This is a genomic window from Kitasatospora sp. NPDC093806 (genome assembly GCF_040683335.1).
Classification (GTDB): Bacteria; Actinomycetota; Actinomycetes; order Streptomycetales; family Streptomycetaceae; genus Kitasatospora.
Window position 1 is genome coordinate 1 of record NZ_JBFBDO010000136.1, and the last position, 18,140, is coordinate 18,140.

Below are 18,140 nucleotides of genomic sequence, written 5' to 3' on the forward strand. Positions count from 1 at the left end.
CCGCGCGGCGGCCTCGCCGACCCGCGGGTGCGCCGGGGCCGGGGCGCCGGGACCGCGCGCGGGCAGCAGCGGCGTCCGGACGATCAGCCAGGGGGCGGGCTCGTAGAGTGGGTCCGGCGCGGCCGCCGCCGCACGCCCGGCCCGGGCCCGCCGGGGGCGCGGGCTCCCGTTGGTGCCCCCGCCTGCCTTCCGCTTCCCGCTGCCGTTGGCCTTGCCGTTCGCGTTGCCGTCCACGGCGAGGCCACCACCCACCTGACCGTCGGCATCGACACTTTTCGCCACATCGTCGCCCACGCGCTGCTCCGCCGCCGTCATGACAGCGCCACGGCGCGGTCCCACACCGGCTCCTGACGGGTCGCGGCGGCGAGCAGGACGAGGGCGACCCCGGTGGCCCCGTCGAGGAAGCCGGGCTGGTCGACGGGGTTGGCCCCCGGTTCCAGCGCCGCGATCCCCATCGGCCGCGCCGGGTCGACGTGTGCCAGTACCTGCTCGGTCAGGTCCGCGGCGGCCTCGGTGAAGACGGGCAGCCCGGTGTCGTCGGCGAACCGCAGCGTGACCTGCAGCAGACCGGCCACACCGTGGCAGAACGTCGGCGAGTCGATGTGGCGCTCGGGGACCGGGCGGCGGTAGACGGCCTCCATCGCCTGCACCGCCGTGCCGCACAGCCCGTCGTCGCCGAGCGCCCGGCCCGCCAGCCACAGCGCGCGGGCGATCCCGGGGCTGCCGTAGCACCACGCGGCGCGGGTGGTCTGCTCCGGACGTCCCACCCGCAGGCCCGGCCCGCCGTCCTTCATCGCTCCGCCGTCCGCCGCAGTACCGCCGTCGGCTGCCGCACCGCCGTCGATCAGCGGGACGACGGCGGGCCAGTTCACCCCGGCCGCGTCGTCCAAGCGGTGCGCCACCAGCCACTCGGCCAGCTCACGGACGGCCCGGTCGAGGCCCTCGACGCCCTGGACACCGCCGCCCTGGACCCCGCCGCCCTCGACCCCGTTGTCCATGGCCAGCGCCAACAGCGCCAGCGGGCCGGGGATGCCGTGGGCCAGGCCGCAGTTGAGGTTGCCGAAGGGGTAGGCGCGGGCCTGCTCCTCGTCGTGCAGCAGGGACGCCGGCGTGTACCAGGCGGGCGGCGACGACCGGTGATCCGGTGGCGGCCCGTCCAAACGGGCGAGGTCGACGAGCGCGTCCAGCACCAGCCCCAACGCCGGATGCGCGGGGCGGTCCGGACCGGCCGGGAGCAGATAGGTGGCCACGCCGCTGAGCCCCGAGATGAGGTCGAACGACGACACCGACACCCCGCTCCGGCCGCGCAGCGCCGCCGCCGCGGACAGGCACGCCTCGGCGATCGCGCCGTCGAGCACCTGGCGCAGCCGCCGGTAGCCGCGGCCGTCCCCGAGCACCGCCGCGGCGAACGCGACGCCGCTCAGCCCGCCGAACACGCCCGGCAGGGCGCCGCCGCGCCGCTCCAGGGACGTCACCGCGCGGGTGAGGTGCGCATGCCCGGTGCGGTCCCAGCCCTCCCCGGGGAAGCACCGGTGCAGCTGCGCGCAGAGCAGCGCCTGGCCGGCGTCCCCCTGCGCCAGCGAGACGGGGTCCCAGTGCACCGATCCGGGGTAGTCGGTCTGCCGGGCGGCGAGCTCGACCGCCGCCCGGACCTGTCGGGGATCGGTGACCCGGTCGGCGATCAGCCGGGCGGCTTCGAGCGCTCGCGCCCCGGCCGCCGACCCCAGCCGAGGCGTCCAGCCGGGGCCGTCCCGCTTCGTCGTCGTCACCGTCGAAATGGTCGTCATATGCGGCATCTCGGGTTGGGTCCGCAGGTGAACACGTGCGGGTTGCAGGTGTCCCGGGTCGCGGGGCAGATCCGGCAGGTGCGTCCGAAGCAGGTGTCGCAGGTGCCCTCACCGCAGGTGCGGCAGGTCTCCCCTTCGCAGGTCACGCAGGTCGCCCGGCCGCAGGTGGCGCAGGTGACGCAGGTGGCCTCGCGACACGTCGCGCAGGTGCCCTCGCCGCAGGTGTGGCAGGTGGCCCGGTCACAGGTCTGGCAGGTGACGCAGGTGTCCCGGCCGCAGGTCTGGCAGGTGAAGCAGGTGGCGTCGCGGCACGTGGCGCAGGTGCCCTCGCCGCAGGTCCGGCAGGTGTCGCCGGCGCAGGTCTCGCAGGTCGCGTTCTCGGTGCACTGGCAGGTGCGCGGCTTGCAGACCGTGATGCCGGTCGGACAGTCGAAGTCGGTCGCGCAGGCGAATTCGGTCGGACAGTCCCCCCACGTCGGGCCGGGGCACTCGGCCTCCCAGGTCTCCGGCCCCTCGGGCAGCACGGTGACCGGCGTGTCCTGCCCCGTCCGGCGGGGCTGCGCCAGCCGCAGGTCGAGGTCGAACTCGTCGAGCGGCGGGGCGGTGTGCACCTGGGTGAAGGAGACGGGCGCGTCGCGACGCAGGGTGACCTTGGTCGCGCCCAGGCCGACGAACGGCGGCTGGTCGCTCGCGACGTCCTCCACCGACAGCACGTCCTCCGAGGCGAACTCGGCGTAGTAGTCCAGCTGCTTGTTGAAGTACAACCGCCGGTGACCGGGGCGGTCGCTGTCGCCCAGCAGACCACTGAGCGTCAACGTCCTGGCCGGCCGGTCCGACGGATCGGACAGGTTTCTCGTCACGAAATCGTCCTGTGGGCGATCGCCGATGCCGCTCGGCCCACCGGATCCGGTGTCTTTGTCGGCCATGTCAACCTCGGGTGCGACTGGTTCCGCTTCGGTGGCGGTTCGGGAGGGCCGGCGCACACGACCACCGTGCGCGACCACGGGTACCCATGACCGGGGGACCCCACGACCGCGCGACTACGTCGACGGGTCAGCGCTGCCACGGCCTGCCGGACCTCACGAGGACACAGCACCGGGTACGGGGGGAAGTCCCTCCCGCCCGCCTTAACTCTGCGTCACTCTTCGTCTTCTCTCTCCTCCCATTGTGGGCCCGCTCGCGCGTGTACGCACGGTCGGGTGCGCGCGGCGGGGGCTCGACGCCGGGAAACCCGGCTGAAACCGGCCGGTTGTGGATCTAGGATCTGCGGCATGGCAACACGACTTGTGCAGATCAACATGAAGGCCCAGGACGACGCGGCGCTCGGCCGGTTCTGGGCGGAGGCGCTCGGTTGGGGCATCGACAGCGAGGGCCCCGGCGTGACCAACCTCGAGCCGGTCGGCTTTGCCTACCCCGACCCCACGGCCGTCTGCATCGACCTCATCGCCCGCCCGGAGCCCAAGAAGGGGAAGAACCGGGTGCACCTCGACCTGGCCACCACCTCGCCGGCCCACCAGGCGGAGCTGGTCGCCCGCCTGCAGGACCTCGGCGCGACGCTCGCCGACGTGGGGCAGGGCGACGTCCCCTGGACGGTCATGGCCGACCCGGAGGGCAATGAGTTCTGCGTCCTGGAGCCCCGGGAGATCTACCGGGACACCGGGCCGATCGCCGCCGTCGTGGTCGACTGCGCCGACCCCCGGGAGATGGCCCGGTTCTGGGGCGAGGCGATGGACTGGACGGTCCACGAGGTCGCCGACGACCACGCGACCCTGCGCTCCTCCCACGGTGTCGGCCCCTACCTGGAGTTCATCCGCACCCCCGACCCCAAGACCGGCTGGAACCGCGTCCACCTGGACATCGCCCCCTACCGCGGCGACGACCCCGCGACCGAGGAGGCCACCCTGCGCACCCTCGGCGCCTCCGACCCGGGCATCGACCAGTCCACCATCTCCTGGCGCATCCTCACCGACCCGGAAGGCAACGAGTTCTGCCTCCTCAGCCCCCGCTGATCCCGCTGCGGGCTCATCTGAGCCCGCGCACCCGGCCCGGCACCGTCACCGGGGACAAGGCCGACCTGTTCCGCGGCAACCGACCCCGCCGGTGCGAACGCCGGATCCAGGGTCGGCTGGTCCTCACCCGTTCATGATCATAAAGTGGGCTGACCGGATGTCGGCTACTCAGGAGACCACTCTTGCGCAAGCTCGTGTACTTCATCGCCACCACCCTGGACGGCCACATCGCCGCCCCCGACGGCGGCGACCCGACCGGTCCGGACGGCTTCTGGCCGATCGGCCCGGACTACCTGGAGCAGATGATCACCGAGTACCCGGAGACGCTCCCGGGTCCGGCTCGAGCCGCCCTGTCCGTCACCGCCGAGGGCACCCACTTCGACACCGTGCTCGAAGGCCGCCACACCTACGAGATCGGGGTCAAGGCCGGCATCGACGACGCCTACCCGCACCTCAAGCACGTGGTGTTCTCCCGCAGCCTGACCTCCGTCCCCGGCGCCGCCGTCGAACTCGTCAACGCCGACCCGGTCGGGAAGGTCCGCGAACTCAAGCAGCAGGACGGCAAGGACATCTGGCTCTGCGGCGGCGGCGAACTGGCGGGCCTGCTCTACCCCGAGATCGACCGGCTGATCGTCAAGCTGTCCCCGCTCACCACCGGCGCCGGCATCCGGCTGTTCGGCGGTGACACCGGCTTCGACGTCCGGCAGTGGGAGCTGACCGCCCACACCGTCCTGCCGAGCGGCGTCCTCTTCCTCACCTACGACCGGCCCACCGCTGCGTGACGCACCCCGCGCACGACGGCGATCCGTCCGACCGCCGGTCTCCAGCCCGTCACCCCAACCGGGGTGACGGGCCCGCCGCGGCTCGGCTCGGGACCGGTCGGCGAGCCGGGGCGCGGCCCGTGGGTGATGCTCGGCACGACCTTCGAGGGGTCGACTGACGGCTGACCGGCCGGAGGCTCGCCTGGCAGACCGCCGAGTTGCCCGCCCGGGAGACCGGGCGGGACGCCCGAACGGTGCTGGTGGCCGGAACCGGTCGAGGTCGCCTTCAACGGCCTCCAGCGCAGCCCCCGCTACCCTGCCGGTCCGGCCCCGCCGGGCAGGCCCCGCTGCCCCGCCGGGCAAACCCGCTACCCCCGCCGGGCTGGCCCTGTGGTTCACCCGGCTGGTGCGCCATCGGCCGGACAAGAGCGCCGCCGAGGCCGAAACGTCTTTCTCCGTAAGGGAGTTGGCAACCGCCAAAGATCCTGTGAGGCCGTCCGCGCGGCCGGTCCGCCGACCCGTCCCGGCGGAGTATCGCGGGTCGGAACGCAGTGCGCCGCCATGGAGGTCCACACCGACGGGCCGAATCAGCCATTCTCGATCCGGCCACCGTCCCCCACCGTGAACGGACCGGCGGTGGCTAGGTTGACCGTGACAACGAGAGGCGGCCGCCGGGCAGTCGGCGCCGCCCTGGCGAAAGGTGCCGACATGCAGGTGAGCGTCGACCGGGACCGTTGCTGTAGCTCCGGCATGTGCGTGACGAACGCCCCCGCGGTCTTCGACCAGGACGCTCGGGACAGTCTCGTGATGCTCCGTCAGACCAGCGTGCTGCCCGAGCAGTTCGACGACGTCAGGCTCGCCGCCGAGCTCTGCCCGGGCCGGGCGATCACCGTCACCGCGGACGAGCCCGCGCGGACCGGGGCCTGACGGACCCCCGCCGCCGGCCCCGCAGGCCGCCGGGGCCCTTCCCGGGCCCCGAACCCCACGAGAACACCCGCGACGTGAGGAGACCTCCGCCTTGACCAGCACCCCCACCACCCCCGTCACCCCCGCCACCCCCGTCCTCGCACTGCCGGCCCGGCACTCCGGTGGCTGCCCGTTCGGCCCGCCGCCCGCGTACCCCGAGGCCGCCGCCACCGGGCCGATGACCAGGGCCCAGCTGCCCGACGGCGACCTCTGCTGGCTGGCCACCGGCTTCGCCGAGGTCCGCACCGTGCTGTCCGACCGCCGGTTCAGCGCCGACATCCGCCACCCGACCTTCCCGCTGCTGGTCGCCGGCGCCCGCTCGCTGATCACCGACAATCCGGACTTCCTGCGGCTCGACGACCCCGAGCACGCCCGCCAGCGCCGCATGCTCACCGGGGAATTCCTGGTCAAGCGGGTGGAGGAGCTGCGCCCGGAGATCCAGCGGATCGTGGACGAGGCACTGGACCGGATGACCGCGGGCCGGACCACGGCCGACCTGGTTACCGACTTCGCGCTGCCGGTGCCCTCGCTGGTGATCTGCCTGCTGCTCGGCGTGCCGTACGAGGACCACGACCGCTTCCAGAGCCTGAGCCGCACGATGCTCAGCCAGGAGAGCACCGTGGAGCAGCTCCGGGAGGCCCAGGAGGGGGTCCGGGCCTACCTGCGCGACCTGACGGACCGCAAGCGTGCACAGCCGCAGGACGACCTCCTCAGCCGGCTCGCGGCGCGGGACGACCTGACCCCGGACGACGTGGCCGGCATGGCCGTGCTGTTGCTGATCGCCGGGCACGAGACGACCGCGAGCATGATCGCGCTGTCGACCGCGCTGCTGCTGGAGCACCCCGAGCAGATCCCCGGCCTGGCCGACCCGGCCACCCTGCCGGGCGCGGTGGAGGAGCTGTTGCGGCTGCTGACCGTCGCGCACACCGGCCTGCCCCGGGTGGCGCTGGAGGACGTGGAACTGGGCGGCGTCACCGTCCGGGCCGGGGAGGGCGTGTTGGCGCTGCTCTCCACCGCCAACCGGGACGAGGCGGTGTTCGGCGGCGCCGGCCATCGGGCGACGGACGAGCTGGACCTGTACCGGGATGCCCGGCGGCAACTGGCCTTCGGCTTCGGCGTGCACCAGTGCCTGGGCCAGCCGCTGGCCCGCGCCGAACTCCAGATCGCCCTGGAGACGCTGTTCCGCCGGCTGCCGGGGCTGCGGCCGGCCGGCGAACGCGAGTTCCGTACCGACTCGTTCATCTACGGGATGCGGTCACTGCCCGTGACCTGGTGACCGGGGCCCGATGGAGAACCCTCACTGGCGTACCAGGCGGAGCTGTCCGGGCGATCATATGCGGAGCCGGGTGACGAGAGCGGCGGCGGTGACGAGGTAGACCCGCCCGTTCTTGTCGTAGCGGGTTGCGACCGCTCGGGCGTGCTTGAGCTTGTTGATGGCCCGTTCGACGCTGTCGCACTTCTTGTACCGCTCCTCATTGAAGGCCCTGGACACCCGCCGCGTGAGCCTTCGTACAGGCGGGCGGCCTGACTGCCGGCCTTCTCCGGGATCGTGTGCCGGATGCCGCGCCTGCGCAGGCAGGCGCGGCACGGGCCGCTGCCGTAGGCCTTGTCGGCGGCCACGCTGTCGGGCGTCTTCCGGGGCCTGCCCGGCCCTGTCCGCGGGACACGGATCTTCTCCAGTACCGGCTCGAACTGCGCGCAGTGTGCCGCTGCCCCGGCCTGCCGACCAGGGACAGCGGGCGGCACCGGCCGTCCACGCTCGCCGCCAGGTCACCGCCGCCCCGAACTGCTCAGCCCCGGCGGGCAGCCCGGACGATCCGGTCGAGGGCGGCGACGCCCTGCTCCGGGTGCTCCTCCAACCACCTGCCGAGGTGTTCCCGGACAGCCTGTCCGACACAGGCGCGTACGGCGGTGTTGCCCAGTACCTCTCGGAGGGAGCCTTGGAGCTCAAGATCGTCCAACTTCACCGACACAACCGCCGTCAGGCCCTCACCGATCCGGTCGTCGCTGATCTCGGAGTCGAGCGCCGTCAGCAGCCGCCGCTCCCGCGCGAACGCGGTCATTGCGACGGCCACCCCATCGCGGAAGCCCACCGTGTGCGTGCCGCCGGCGGTGGGCCGACTGTTCGCGAAGCTCCGGACCCGCTCCTCACCCGTGCCGGACCAGCGAAAGGCCACCTCCATCGTCCCGGACAGTCGCCTTCGAACGCGAGGTGATGGCGATGGAGCGGGCGAGTCCGGCCAGGACCTCGTTCACCGCTCGGTCGGCGATCTCGAACACCATGTGGCACAGGCCTCGTTCGCCGGTCGAGCCGATGTACATCCCGGGCCGCTTCCGAATCGCTTCCCGCCCCTCCAGTACCTGGATCCGGCTGGCGTCGTACATGGTGGAGCCCTCAGTCATGGTGTCCCCTCCGGTGGTGTCGCGCAGGCCTTCCCAGCCTAGGAGGTTTCCCGGAAAACACCAGGTCAGAGCCCATTTGCCGAGGTCGGAGACGGGCGATCGGACGCCTGCCCGGAGACAGCCGGGTAGAGGGGCCGCGACGTCCCCGGGAACGCGTTCGCGGGTCCCCTGGGGGCGTGCACGACGCCTCTCCGTGGCGACCTGAGGTGCCCGATCTCAGAATTTTCCTTGCAGAGCAGGGGGACGAATGGACTCCAGGGCCTCGCTGTGGCGGGCCGAGTCGTCCTTGTCGATCCGTTGCCCCTTGATCTCCGCGGTCGCGTCTGACTAGGTTTGCCGCCGACAAGCGACGATCAGGCAGGTGGGGTGCATGGCGGGCTTGGACGACCTGGTGCAACTGTTCGGCCCGCCGCCGGTTCGGGATCCGTCTCCTGATGACTGGGCCGAGGTCGAGGGCTATCTCGGCTCTGCGCTGCCCGGTGAGTTCAAGGCGTTCCTTGACGCCTATGGCACCGGTTTGATCTGCGGAGAGCTGGTGGTCTTCCACCCCCGTGGGTCCAGCCCGCTGCTGGATCGGATGCGGAAGATCCACGAATCGTTCGGGCAGTCGTGGCGACGTGACTCGGACGAGTACCCGTTCCGTTTCCACCCCGCCGCGAGCGGCCTGATCTCCTGGGGGTACGACTACTTCGGTGACGAGCACTTCTTCTGGCCGTGCGACGCGGACCCTGATCGCTGGAAGATCGTCACGAACATCAACGGGGGTGACCCCGAGGTCTTCGACGGGTCGTTCATCGACTTCCTGCTCGCCTTCGTCGATGGCCTGCGCGCTGTGGACCCGCACCACGGGATCGACCAGGCTGCCCTGGAGTTCCTCGCACCGGAGGACCTGGAAGAACTGGCAGAGCGCGGCGAGATCGGTCCGGTCGAGCCGAGCTTTGAACCGTTCTGATCCTGTCGATCGAGCGAGCACGGCAGGCGCGATGGAGTTCAGTGGTCTCGGCCGGGCGGATCGTTGGTAGCGGAACCGCCCGAGTACCTCCGCGGTCAGAGCGGGGCGAGGAGCATGAGGATCTCGTCGCGGGTGTCGCCTGGCGCCAGGCGGAGGGCGTCGGGCCAGCGGCCGGTCTCGCGCCAGCCGAGGCGCCCGTAGAAGTCCTCCAGACCTTCCTCGCTCCGGGCCGCGAGATGCAGTTGTTCGAGGGCCAGCTCGTCTCGGGCGATCCTCCGCAGCTCGCGCATGAGGGCGGAGCCGATGCCGCGGCCGCGGACGTCCGGGTGGGTCTGGAGGTGGTTGACCGTGCCCCAGTGTCTGACGAGCTGGTGGGGATTGCGGTTGAGGACGACCCAGCCGGCGAGAGCATCGCCGAACTCGGCGGTGATGAGACGGCTGCGTTGCGGGTGGAGCCGTTCGAGGAGCTTGTCCGCGACGGGGGCGACGTCGTCGTGCCGGACCGGCGGGAACGGGAAGCCGGCGGCTCCGCCCGAATTGGTGACGGCGATCCAGCAGTTGACCAGTTGTTGCCGGAGCTGAGTGGTGACCTCGCGTGGATCGGTGACCTGGGTGAGGGCGAACGGCTTCTCGTGTGCCATGGGGAGGAGCATGGCAGTGGAGCTCGGCAGCGTGCAGGGGCCAGGGCCGGGTGAAGAGCAGGTAGCGGGGTCACGCGGCACCTTCAGGGAGGTGGCGTTGTCCTTCTGGGCCAGGCCCGTCGACGACGACGGCTGGGTCGTCGCGGGACCGTCCACCCTTTGGTAGGACACGCGAAGAGCGGCCGCGCCGGGGCGATCCCCGCAGTCGGCTTCGTGTTCGTCGCCGGCGCAGCCGCGTTCGTCAGTCGAGGCCTTCGACGATGCGGAAGTCGCGCTCGACGGCGTCGGCGAGTACGGCCAGCGCCTCCTGGTAGGCCGCACTCGCGCGTGCGGCGACCGCCTGTTCGAAGCTGTCGAACTCGATCAGGATGGTGCGCTCGGCGATTCCGGCGTCGTGTACGGTGACCCGGCTGCCGCGGGTGAGCAGCCGCCCGCCCGCGGCCCTGACGGCTGGACCGGCCAGCTCGTCGTACGCGGCAAGCCTCTCGGGGTCCTTGATGGTGCGGTAGACGCTGACCCAGTAGCCCTTGGCCACGGTACCTCCTGTGTTCGGAATCGATGGGCTCAAGCATGCTCGGATCCTCGGCCGGCTGCGCCGAGGACCGGTGAGCCGGCGGCGGTGGAGACGGCGACGGCGACGGCGACGGCGACGGCGTCGAAGCGGGACGGGCTACGATCCGGGGCTTCCGGTGCGACTCGACCGGCCCGGGCCCGGCACACCGACCGGGGCGGCGATCGGACCGGTCCCGGGTGGGCGCCGGCGGGCGAGGGCGAGGCCGGCCGCCGTCGTGATCGCCATCGCGGCGACGCCGACCAGCGCCGCGGTCGTGTAGGCGTCGTCGTCCGGGAAGAACCGGCCCGTGGGGGTGCCGGCGGCCAGGACCAGGCCGCCGATGGCGCTGCCCAGGGAGTACCCGACGCTGCGGACGACGTAGTTGACGCTCATGGCGCTCGACGTCTCGCTCCTCGGGGTGGCGGCCAGGATGACGCCGGGCATGGCGGCCGAGAAGCCGCCGACGCCGAAGCCCAGCACGCCCATGGCCGCGAGCAGTTCGGCCAGATCGGACCGGGCGGTGGCGAACAGGACGAACCCGCCGCCGACGATGGCGGCGCTGCCGGCCAGGAGCAGCGGGCCGTCGATCCGCGTCCGGATCCGCGGCGTGAGCTTGCCGGCGACGAACCCCAGCACGGAGAACGGGACGAGGACCAGCCCCGCCGTGAAGGTGGTCAGGCCGAAGCCGTAGCCGGCGCCGTGCGGCGTCTGGGCGTAGCGGGTGATGAGCGTGAGCAGGAGGTACATGCCGATCCCGCCGACGAACATGGCGAGGTTCGCCCCGGCGACCGCCGGGTGCCGTACCGCCCGGACGTCGACCAGGGGCGTGTCGGTTCGCAGTTCGGAAACGGTCCAGGCGCAGAGCAGGAGCACGGCGGCGACGGCCAGGGCCACCGCCACGGCCGGGTGTCGGCTCCACAGGCTCCGCTCGCCGGCCAGGAACAGGACGAGGAGCAGTCCGCCCGCCAGGACGACCGCACCGGCCGCGTTCACCTGAGCGGAGCGGCCTTCGGGAGCCGCGGGCACGGAGCGCCACGCGGTCAGGAGGGCGGCGGCGGTGACGAGCAGGCCGAGGCCGTAGGCGGCCCGCGGTCCGCCGAACTCGGTGAGCAGCGCGGCCAGTGGGTAGCCGACGCCGGCTCCGATGACGGAGACCACCGAGATCAGGGCGATCGTGGCCGCGCCGCGCTGCTCGGGGAGATGGTCGCGGGCCACGCCCATCATCAGCGCCGTGAGACCGAGCCCGACGCCCTGGGCCGCTCTGCCCACGAGCAGCCAGGCGAACGGCAGCGGCAGCACGGTGAGGGCGCTGCCGAGGACGACGATCGCCAGCGTGGCGAGGATCGTGGCCCGCCGGTGCGGCCCGGCCCCGAGCCGGCCGAGGACGGGGGTCGCGACGGCGCCGCTGAGCAGGGCGATGGTCAGCGTCCACTGCGCGCTGTCGAGCGAGACGTGGAAAGTGGTCGCCACGCTGGTGATGAGCGGCGTCCCGAGGCTGGCGACCGCCGCCACGACCAGGGCGACGAACACCAGGGCGGGGACCAGCAGGCGTGTCTCGAAACGTAACCCCGCAGTGCTGACGGGCCGGTCATGCGCCTGGCCCGCGGTCACCGGCCCGGCTCCTCGCGGGCGCGGCTTTCGAGCTCCGCCAGATGCAGCAGCGCCGGCAGGGCTGCCGCCAGGGCCTCGATCTCGTCACCGGTGAGTTCGTCGATCAACCGCGCGTACGCGTCGACGCCCGCCTGGCGCCGCGCCCGGACGTACGACGCGCCGGCCTCGGTCAGGCACACCAGCGTGACCCGCTTGTCGGACGGATCGCCCCTCCGCTCGACCAGCCCGGACTCCTCCATCACCCGGACCAGCACGGTCATCGCGGGCTGGGTGACGCCCTCGGACGCCGCCAGGTCGGTGATCCGGCGCGGGCCGGTCTTGTCCAGGGTGGCCAAGGTGGCGGCGGACGTCAGGCTCATGTCGCGGGGGAGGCGTCTCACGGCCCTGGTGGCCAGACCGTAGAGGGCTGACCCGATGGCATCGGAAGCGCCGTGCGCGGCGTCTCGCTGGCTCATGTCCGAAGCATAGCGACTTTATATGAACTCTTTATGCATCTTCGGGAGATTGCCCCGCTCGCCCGATCGGGAGCGTCCGGCGACCTCCGGACCGCGGGGACCGACGCCCGGTCAGGCCGCGGCGACGCGGCCGCGCCCCGGCGCCGGTGGCACGGGGCGGTGCCGGGCGACCGCCACAGCGGACGCCACGGCGCCGAGGGCCAACAGGGCCACGGCCGTCAGGGTCGCACCGTCGGGGTGGACGAGCGACTGGCCGCGCAGCGCCTGCCAGGTCAGGATCGCCAGCACGCCCGCGTAGGCCCCGGCCGCCACCAGGACCAGACGCAGGCGCGTCCGCTCGTCGGCCAACCACGGGAACCGGCGGGACAGCGCGATCAGCAGCCAGGCGAAGAGCGGGAGCGCCTGCAGCGCGTGCATGCCGACGAAGTGGGGGACACGCAGGTCGCCGCCGGTGCTGCTCCAGCCGGTGACGGCGATGCCGGGCGAGTCATCGGCGACGCCGACGTTGTGTGCGCCCACGATGCCCACGGCGGCCCCGCTGCGCATGGCTCCGAGTTGGGTGGGGGTCGGGCTGGTCATGAGGAAGCCGAGTGCCATGCCCACCAGTGCGAGGAGCAGGCCGAGCCGGACGGACCAGGTGGCCGCGCGGTCCCCGGTCCGTTCGCGGAACGCCCTGACCGCGATGCCGATGTTGGCCAGCCACAGGGTGACGATCGAGGCGGCCATCGCGGACCAGAGGCCGGCGTCCAGCGGTGTGGCGACGTTGAAGTGGCTCTGCCGGCCGCGGAACACCTGGCCGACGATGGCCACCATCTCGATCACGTTGGCGGCGACGACCGTCGTCCCGAGCCACCAGACCCAGCGGGGCGTCGTGCGGCCCAGGGACAGCAGCCACGCGAGGGTCACCGAATAGATCGCTATGGAGAGGGAGAACTTGAAGGGCTTCAGCCAGATCGGCTCCCCGACCAGGATCCGGTCGTCGACCGCGAGGCCTACGGCGGATGCCAGCGCGAGGGCCGCCATGGCAACGGCGAGCAGTATCAGCGGGCGGTGCCAGGGGCGGATCGTCATCGTTTCCTCGGAGAGTGGAGTGCACCGCGTCGCGCTACGCCACGCCGCGCTCGGAGTCGGTTCACTGCACGCGGGCCCGACCGTCCGACCCACTGACGGCCGGTGCCGCGCGGGTGGCGCTACCGGCTGAGCCGCGCCCGCCACCACTCGACGGTCGCCCCCAGCGCCTCGTCGATCGGGGTCGAAACCTCGCCGAAGGTCATGGTGTACGCCCGGGAGTCGAGCACGAACGGCCGGTCGAACTGGTACTGCACCTCCCGCAGTTCCCCGAGCATGGGGTTGACCAGGCCGACCAGGTGGAGCGGCCACCAGGGAATCCGGCCGACCTTGGCCGGCGGCAGGCCCGCCAGCCGGCACAGGCGCCGGACCGCCTCCCGGGTCGTCAGCGGCGGGGCGGTGGGAACGTGCCAGGCGCGCCCCCACGCCCGCTCGTCGGTGCCGAGCCGTACGAGCGCACGGGCGATGTCGGGGACGTAGGTGAAGCTGTGCGGTGCGTCCGGGTTGCCGATCAGCCTGACCGCGCGGCCGGCCAGGAGCGCGGGCATCAGCCGCTGGGCCAGGTGGCCGGTCTCGGTGACGCCGGGCCCGAAGAAGTCCGAGGCCCGCGCCTCCGCGGCGCGGATCCGGCCGGCCTGGTGCCGGGCCAGGGCGTCGCGCCACATGCCGATGCGGACCCGGGCCTTGCTGCCGCTGCCCGCGAGCGGCAGGTCCTCGGTCATGGGGACGTCGACGGGGCCGTAGCCGTACAGGTTGCCCATCGTCACCAGCACCGAGCCGGCGTGCTCCGCCGCGTCGAGGAGGGCGTTCGCGATCGGCGGTCAGTCGCTGGGCCACCGGTGGTAGAGCGGGCTCGCGCAGTTGTAGATCACCTCGGCGCCCTTGGTGGCCTGCCGGAGTGACGCCGTGTCCGTGACGTCGAGCGCCGTGCTCCCGTCGCCGCCGGAGCGACTCAGGACGACGACGTCGTGCCCCTGTTCGTCGAGCAGCCGCGCCGTGGTGGCGCCGACGGGGCCCTTGCCGATGACGATGTGCCGTGCCATGCGGGTCCTCCTGGAGAAATGAGAGAGCAGTGCTCTCTCTTCGTCGAGGAGTGTTCTCCCGAGGGAGGGCAGAAGTCAAGAGCAGTGCTCTCTGTTGTGTGCACTGCTCTTGACTGGCAGGATGGGCGCCATGACGGCATCCCAGACCGCGCGGCAACTGGCCCGCGCCGAGCTCACCCGCGCGATCAAGGAAGCCGCCACGCGCCAGCTCGCCGAGACCGGGGCGGCCGCGCTGTCGCTCCGCGCGGTGGCGCGTGATCTGGGCCTGGCCTCCTCGGCGCTGTACCGCTACTTCCCCAGCCGGGACGCACTGCTCACCGCGCTGATCATCGACGCGTTCAACGCGGTCGGCGCGGCCGCGGAGTCGGGGGCGGCGTCCGCCGCTCCCGCCGATCCGGGCACCCGGTGGCTGGCCGCGTGCCGGGCGGTCCGCCAGTGGGCACTGGCCCACCCGCACGAGTTCGCCCTGGTCTACGGCTCACCCGTCCCCGGCTACCGGGCCCCCACCGACACGGTCGACCCCGCCACCCGGGTCACCCGCCTGATGGCGGCTCTCGTCGTCGAGGCACACGCCTCGGGCCTCCTGCGACCCCCCGCGCAACCGCTCCCGGGGCCGAGGCTCGTCGCCCAGCAGGTGCTCGACAGCGCGGGCGGGCCGCCGGCCGAACCGTACGCGGACCTGGTGGAACGGTCGCTCACCCTGTGGATCTCCCTGATCGGCACCATCAGCTTCGAGCTGTTCGGCCACCTGAACAAGGTCGTCACGGACCACCCCGCGTACTTCGACGCCGCCATGACCATCGCGGCCGAGGCGATCGGCCTCCGCCTCCCACCGCCCCCTCCCGCCTGAGGCCCCGCTTGCCAGCACCCCGGCGTCCACCCCCCGGTGGACGCCGGCGGCCCCTCCGGCACCATCTGCGCCTGCCGCCGCGCTCACCGCCGCTCGGCCCGATTCGGGTCGCGCAGGGCTGCAGCCCGTCGGGCGTCTCGGGCGGCAGGAATGCATACCGGCCGAGCCCGTTGACGTGGTGGTATGTCGTGGGTCGCTGCCCTCCAAGGTGACGACCCACGACACGTCCGGTCGTCCCTTATGCGGTGGTCACTTCGTCGCGTTGCAGGTGGAGGTGGGAGCGGTGCCGGTCATGGCGGCCGCGGTGGCGTCCAGGTCCACGTCCGCGTAGAAGACACCCAGGTCGTAGCCGTCCCCTTGGGTGTTGACGGTGACGGTCAGGTCGGTGTCGCCGTCGATGTCCCAGCGCCGCCACTGCTCGCGGGCTGCGCGCTCGCCGCCGGGTGGCAGGGCGGGTGAGTGCGGGCGGGTGGTGGGCGGTTGGGTGCCGGCGATGCCGTCGGGGGTCTGCAGGTGTCGCGGTGCTGGGTGGACGGGGCGGCGCGGGGCCTGTTGCCAGGCTCGGTGGTAGGGCGTGAAGACCGTGTAGTGGTCGCGTCCGGCCGGGGTGATCTGGCCTGGTGGGAGGATGGTGAGCACGGCGTCGTGGACGTGCAGCCGTCCGCCCAGCAGCCGGCGCAGCCGGGTCTCCCGGCGGCGGGCGAACGCGCTGACGCCGGCGGCCACGTGCACGGTGTCGGCGCCGGTCTCGGTGGCGACCCGGGCCGTCTGTTCGGCCGGATTGCCGTGGCGCAGGACCAGTCGTGATCCGATCCGGCGCAGCGAGCCGTCCAGGTCGGTGAGGCAGTCGGCGAGGAACGCCTGCCGGTTGGGGGCGGCGAAGCCCACGGCCGCCACGTCCGGGTCCAGTACGAACAGCGGCACGACCTGGTCGGCGGTCCGGGCGGCGGTGTGCAGTACCGGGTTGTCGTGCAGTCTCAGGTCCTGGGTGAACAGGGCGACGGCGACGGTCATCGGTGCTCCTCCGGGTGGTGCGGCGCGGCCCGGCCTCGGGCTCCTGCCCCCCGTTCGGAGTCCGTCCGCGCACCGGATTGGCCCGGCTCCCGCTGTTCCCCCAACGACTCCCGCACGGCTCCCGGTCCAGGCGGAAAACGACGCACAATTGATGCGAGTCGCCATCCGCTGCGGAATCGGCGCACCGTGGCCGCGTGACCCCGAGTACCCGCCTCCGCTACGTACCGCGGCCCGCCGCCCAGGCCTCCGGGCCCGACCCGGCCGCCCTGCTGGCCGCCGTGGCGGGCGGCGACCAGGATGCCTTCGCCCCGCTCTACGAGGTGATCGCCCCGCCCGTCCAGGGCGTCGCGCTGCGCACGCTGCGCAGTCCCTCGCACGCGGAGGAGGTGACCCAGGAAGTGCTGCTGGAGGTCTGGCGGAGCGCCGCCGCCTACCGGCCCGACCGTGGCACCGTGCTCGCCTGGGTGCTCACCATCGCTCACCGCCGCGCGGTGGACCGGGTCCGGTCCACCCAGGCGGCCGGAGACCGCGAGGTCCGGGTCGCCCTGCGCGAGCGGACCGCCGGTGAGTCGGTGGCCGACCGGACCGAGCAACTGCTCGACGCGCAGCAGGTCCGCCGTGCCCTCGCCCAGCTCAGCCGCGCCCAGCGCGAGGCGCTGGTCCTGGCCTACTACGGCGGCTACTCGCAGCGGGAGATCGCGCAGTCCCTCGGGCTTCCGCTCGGTACCGTGAAGACCCGCATGCGCGACGGCCTACGCCGGCTGCGGGCCGCGCTCGACGACCGCAAGCCGGTCGGGACGGCCGCCCCGACCGCGCGGACCGCGTAGGAGGGGCATCGATGACAGTGGAGGCATCCACGAACGGGCAGGACACCGCGCACCCGGCGTCCCCGGCGCACACCCCCGGGGACGCGGGCATGCCGACCGGAGCCGTCGCCCGGCACCTCGGGGTCTCACCCACCACGGTCCGTTCCTGGGAGCGGCGCTACGGGATCGGCCCGGTCGGCCGCCGGCCCGGCCACCACCGCCGGTGGAGCCCCGCCGACATCGCCGTCCTGGAGGCCATGTGCCGCCTCACCGCCCGCGGTGTGCCGCCCGCCGAGGCCGCCCGGACGGCACTCGCCACCGGGGACCGGCCGCCCGGACGGACGGCATCCTCGCCACCCTCCGCGGCGTCCGTTCCCGAGCCGGGTGGGCCGGGTGGGCCGGATGGTGGCACCGGCCCGGGCGGCGGCCGCGCCCTGCACGTGGGCGCCGTCCGCCCCGAGTGCCGGGGGCTGGCCCGGGCCGCCGTCCGGCTGGACGCACCCGAGGTCGGCCGGATCCTCCAGGACGCCGTCACCGAACTCGGCACCGTCGAAGCGTGGACCGAGGTGATGATGCCGGCGCTCCGGGCGGTCGGCCGCAAGTGGGCCACCGACGGCGAACAGTACGTCGAGGTCGAGCACCTGCTCTCCTGGCACGTCTCCACCGCTCTGCGCGCCGCCGCCGTCCGCCCCGCCCCGCTGCGCGCCGTCCCGCCCGTGCTGCTCGCCGCGATGCCCGGCGAGCAGCACACCCTCCCGCTGGACGCGCTGGCCGCCGGGCTGACCGAGCGCGCCCTCCCGTTCCGGATGCTCGGCGCGGCCGTGCCGTCCCGGGCCCTGCTGGACGCCGTCCGACGTACCGGCCCCGGCGCCGTCCTGCTCTGGTCGCAGAGCCCCGAAACCAGCGACCCCGAGCTGGTCCGCCACGTCGCCCGCACCGGCTGGGGCGTCCGGGGCTCCCGCGGCCGACCCCTCGTGCTCGCCACCGGCCCCGGCTCGCGCCGCGCCGACCACCCCGAGGGCGTGGCCCGCCCCCGCACCCTGCTCACCGCCCTCGACCTCCTGGAGCGGGCCGCCCAGCCGGCCGCCGGTCGGTGGCCCGGGACCTCGGCTCCCGGCAGCGGACCCTAAGGCCTGTCTGACAAATGATCACCTGGCTGGTTCGCGGAGCCAGAGGATCAGTGAGGCCAGGACGACTCCAGCGCGGTAGCGGTCCGCGAGC

19 protein-coding genes and 2 pseudogenes are annotated in these 18,140 nt (G+C 73.1%); 8 read left to right on the forward strand and 13 right to left on the reverse strand.

Going from position 1 to position 18,140, the window contains the following annotated elements:
• From AB0N76_RS35720 to AB0N76_RS35730, 3 genes and pseudogenes are all read right to left on the reverse strand, one after another.
• Positions 1-294 (reverse strand): annotated as a pseudogene (locus AB0N76_RS35720) (hypothetical protein); the annotation flags it as partial.
• Between the two features lie 17 nt (positions 295-311).
• Positions 312-1,769, reverse strand: a complete 1,458-nt coding sequence (locus tag AB0N76_RS35725) for a lanthionine synthetase C family protein (protein ID WP_363564550.1) — start codon at positions 1,767-1,769, stop codon at positions 312-314.
• A 14-nt stretch (positions 1,770-1,783) separates the two neighbouring features.
• A complete protein-coding gene (locus AB0N76_RS35730; protein ID WP_363564552.1) occupies positions 1,784-2,647 on the reverse strand; it encodes a hypothetical protein in 864 nt (287 codons plus the stop codon).
• Positions 2,648-3,058: 411 nt separating this feature from the next.
• On the opposite strand from AB0N76_RS35730, the gene AB0N76_RS35735 reads away from it, so the two are divergent.
• The 4 genes from AB0N76_RS35735 (at position 3,059) to AB0N76_RS35750 (ending at position 6,799) form a co-directional block, all read left to right on the forward strand.
• Positions 3,059-3,796 carry a VOC family protein gene (locus AB0N76_RS35735; protein WP_363564554.1) on the forward strand — a complete coding sequence of 246 codons (738 nt, stop codon included), beginning with the start codon at positions 3,059-3,061 and terminating at the stop codon, positions 3,794-3,796.
• Between the two features lie 182 nt (positions 3,797-3,978).
• Entirely contained in the window at positions 3,979-4,578 is a 600-nt protein-coding gene (locus AB0N76_RS35740; protein WP_363564556.1) for a dihydrofolate reductase family protein, read from the forward strand.
• A gap of 687 nt (positions 4,579-5,265) precedes the next feature.
• A complete protein-coding gene (locus AB0N76_RS35745) occupies positions 5,266-5,484 on the forward strand; it encodes a ferredoxin (protein ID WP_363564558.1) in 219 nt (72 codons plus the stop codon).
• A 91-nt stretch (positions 5,485-5,575) separates the two neighbouring features.
• Entirely contained in the window at positions 5,576-6,799 is a 1,224-nt protein-coding gene (locus tag AB0N76_RS35750) for a cytochrome P450 (protein WP_363564560.1), read from the forward strand.
• 54 nt (positions 6,800-6,853) lie between these two features.
• Here the strand turns inward: AB0N76_RS35750 and AB0N76_RS35755 are convergent, their stop codons facing one another.
• The 3 genes from AB0N76_RS35755 to AB0N76_RS35765 form a co-directional block, all read right to left on the reverse strand.
• Positions 6,854-7,015 carry a hypothetical protein gene (locus AB0N76_RS35755; protein ID WP_363564562.1) on the reverse strand — a complete coding sequence of 54 codons (162 nt, stop codon included), beginning with the start codon at positions 7,013-7,015 and terminating at the stop codon, positions 6,854-6,856.
• Between the two features lie 298 nt (positions 7,016-7,313).
• Positions 7,314-7,706, reverse strand: a complete 393-nt coding sequence (locus tag AB0N76_RS35760; protein WP_363564564.1) for a hypothetical protein — start codon at positions 7,704-7,706, stop codon at positions 7,314-7,316.
• On the reverse strand, positions 7,672-7,926 hold the full coding sequence (locus AB0N76_RS35765) for a hypothetical protein (RefSeq protein WP_363564566.1): 255 nt from the start codon (positions 7,924-7,926) through the stop codon (positions 7,672-7,674). The genes AB0N76_RS35760 and AB0N76_RS35765 overlap by 35 nt, the downstream gene beginning before the upstream one ends.
• 370 nt (positions 7,927-8,296) lie before the next feature.
• Here AB0N76_RS35765 and AB0N76_RS35770 point away from each other — a divergent pair, with 370 nt between their 5' ends.
• Complete coding sequence (locus AB0N76_RS35770) at positions 8,297-8,878, forward strand: SMI1/KNR4 family protein (protein WP_363564568.1); 582 nt, start codon at positions 8,297-8,299, stop codon at positions 8,876-8,878.
• 95 nt (positions 8,879-8,973) lie between these two features.
• On the opposite strand, the gene AB0N76_RS35775 is transcribed toward AB0N76_RS35770, so the two are convergent.
• From AB0N76_RS35775 to AB0N76_RS35800, 6 genes and pseudogenes are all read right to left on the reverse strand, one after another.
• Complete coding sequence (locus AB0N76_RS35775; RefSeq protein ID WP_363564570.1) at positions 8,974-9,519, reverse strand: GNAT family N-acetyltransferase; 546 nt, start codon at positions 9,517-9,519, stop codon at positions 8,974-8,976.
• A 241-nt stretch (positions 9,520-9,760) separates the two neighbouring features.
• The gene (locus tag AB0N76_RS35780; RefSeq protein WP_363564572.1) at positions 9,761-10,054 is read right to left on the reverse strand and encodes a DUF1330 domain-containing protein; all 294 of its coding nucleotides are present in this window, start codon (positions 10,052-10,054) and stop codon (positions 9,761-9,763) included.
• A 135-nt stretch (positions 10,055-10,189) separates the two neighbouring features.
• A complete protein-coding gene (locus AB0N76_RS35785; RefSeq protein ID WP_363564574.1) occupies positions 10,190-11,683 on the reverse strand; it encodes an MFS transporter in 1,494 nt (497 codons plus the stop codon).
• Entirely contained in the window at positions 11,680-12,138 is a 459-nt protein-coding gene (locus AB0N76_RS35790) for a MarR family transcriptional regulator (protein ID WP_363564576.1), read from the reverse strand. The genes AB0N76_RS35785 and AB0N76_RS35790 overlap by 4 nt, the downstream gene beginning before the upstream one ends.
• A gap of 111 nt (positions 12,139-12,249) precedes the next feature.
• Positions 12,250-13,209 (reverse strand): hypothetical protein, encoded by a 960-nt coding sequence (locus AB0N76_RS35795; protein ID WP_363564578.1) that lies wholly within the window; start codon positions 13,207-13,209, stop codon positions 12,250-12,252.
• Positions 13,210-13,328: 119 nt separating this feature from the next.
• Positions 13,329-14,249 (reverse strand): annotated as a pseudogene (locus AB0N76_RS35800) (NAD-dependent epimerase/dehydratase family protein).
• A gap of 130 nt (positions 14,250-14,379) precedes the next feature.
• Between AB0N76_RS35800 and AB0N76_RS35805 the strand changes: the two are divergent.
• Positions 14,380-15,099: a TetR/AcrR family transcriptional regulator gene (locus AB0N76_RS35805; RefSeq protein ID WP_363564580.1), complete on the forward strand. Its 720-nt coding sequence runs from the start codon at positions 14,380-14,382 to the stop codon at positions 15,097-15,099.
• A gap of 249 nt (positions 15,100-15,348) precedes the next feature.
• Here the strand turns inward: AB0N76_RS35805 and AB0N76_RS35810 are convergent, their stop codons facing one another.
• The gene (locus AB0N76_RS35810; RefSeq protein ID WP_363564582.1) at positions 15,349-16,113 is read right to left on the reverse strand and encodes a deoxyribodipyrimidine photo-lyase; all 765 of its coding nucleotides are present in this window, start codon (positions 16,111-16,113) and stop codon (positions 15,349-15,351) included.
• 194 nt (positions 16,114-16,307) lie between these two features.
• Here AB0N76_RS35810 and sigK point away from each other — a divergent pair, with 194 nt between their 5' ends.
• Entirely contained in the window at positions 16,308-16,940 is a 633-nt protein-coding gene (gene sigK / locus AB0N76_RS35815; RefSeq protein ID WP_363564584.1) for an ECF RNA polymerase sigma factor SigK, read from the forward strand.
• 89 nt (positions 16,941-17,029) lie between these two features.
• Positions 17,030-18,049, forward strand: coding sequence for a MerR family transcriptional regulator (locus AB0N76_RS35820; protein WP_363564586.1), 1,020 nt, complete (start codon positions 17,030-17,032; stop codon positions 18,047-18,049).
• Positions 18,050-18,140: the final 91 nt, after the last annotated feature.

Coding starts and splice junctions, on each gene's coding strand:
- AB0N76_RS35735 (WP_363564554.1), top strand. CDS start 3,059: ATGGCAACACGACTTGTGCAGATCAACATGAAGGCCCAGGACGACGCG.
- AB0N76_RS35745 (WP_363564558.1), top strand. CDS start 5,266: ATGCAGGTGAGCGTCGACCGGGACCGTTGCTGTAGCTCCGGCATGTGC.
- AB0N76_RS35760 (WP_363564564.1), bottom strand. CDS start 7,706: ATGGAGGTGGCCTTTCGCTGGTCCGGCACGGGTGAGGAGCGGGTCCGG.
- AB0N76_RS35765 (WP_363564566.1), bottom strand. CDS start 7,926: ATGACTGAGGGCTCCACCATGTACGACGCCAGCCGGATCCAGGTACTG.
- AB0N76_RS35770 (WP_363564568.1), top strand. CDS start 8,297: ATGGCGGGCTTGGACGACCTGGTGCAACTGTTCGGCCCGCCGCCGGTT.
- AB0N76_RS35775 (WP_363564570.1), bottom strand. CDS start 9,519: ATGGCACACGAGAAGCCGTTCGCCCTCACCCAGGTCACCGATCCACGC.
- AB0N76_RS35790 (WP_363564576.1), bottom strand. CDS start 12,138: ATGAGCCAGCGAGACGCCGCGCACGGCGCTTCCGATGCCATCGGGTCA.
- AB0N76_RS35795 (WP_363564578.1), bottom strand. CDS start 13,209: ATGACGATCCGCCCCTGGCACCGCCCGCTGATACTGCTCGCCGTTGCC.
- AB0N76_RS35805 (WP_363564580.1), top strand. CDS start 14,380: ATGACGGCATCCCAGACCGCGCGGCAACTGGCCCGCGCCGAGCTCACC.
- AB0N76_RS35810 (WP_363564582.1), bottom strand. CDS start 16,113: ATGACCGTCGCCGTCGCCCTGTTCACCCAGGACCTGAGACTGCACGAC.
- AB0N76_RS35820 (WP_363564586.1), top strand. CDS start 17,030: ATGCCGACCGGAGCCGTCGCCCGGCACCTCGGGGTCTCACCCACCACG.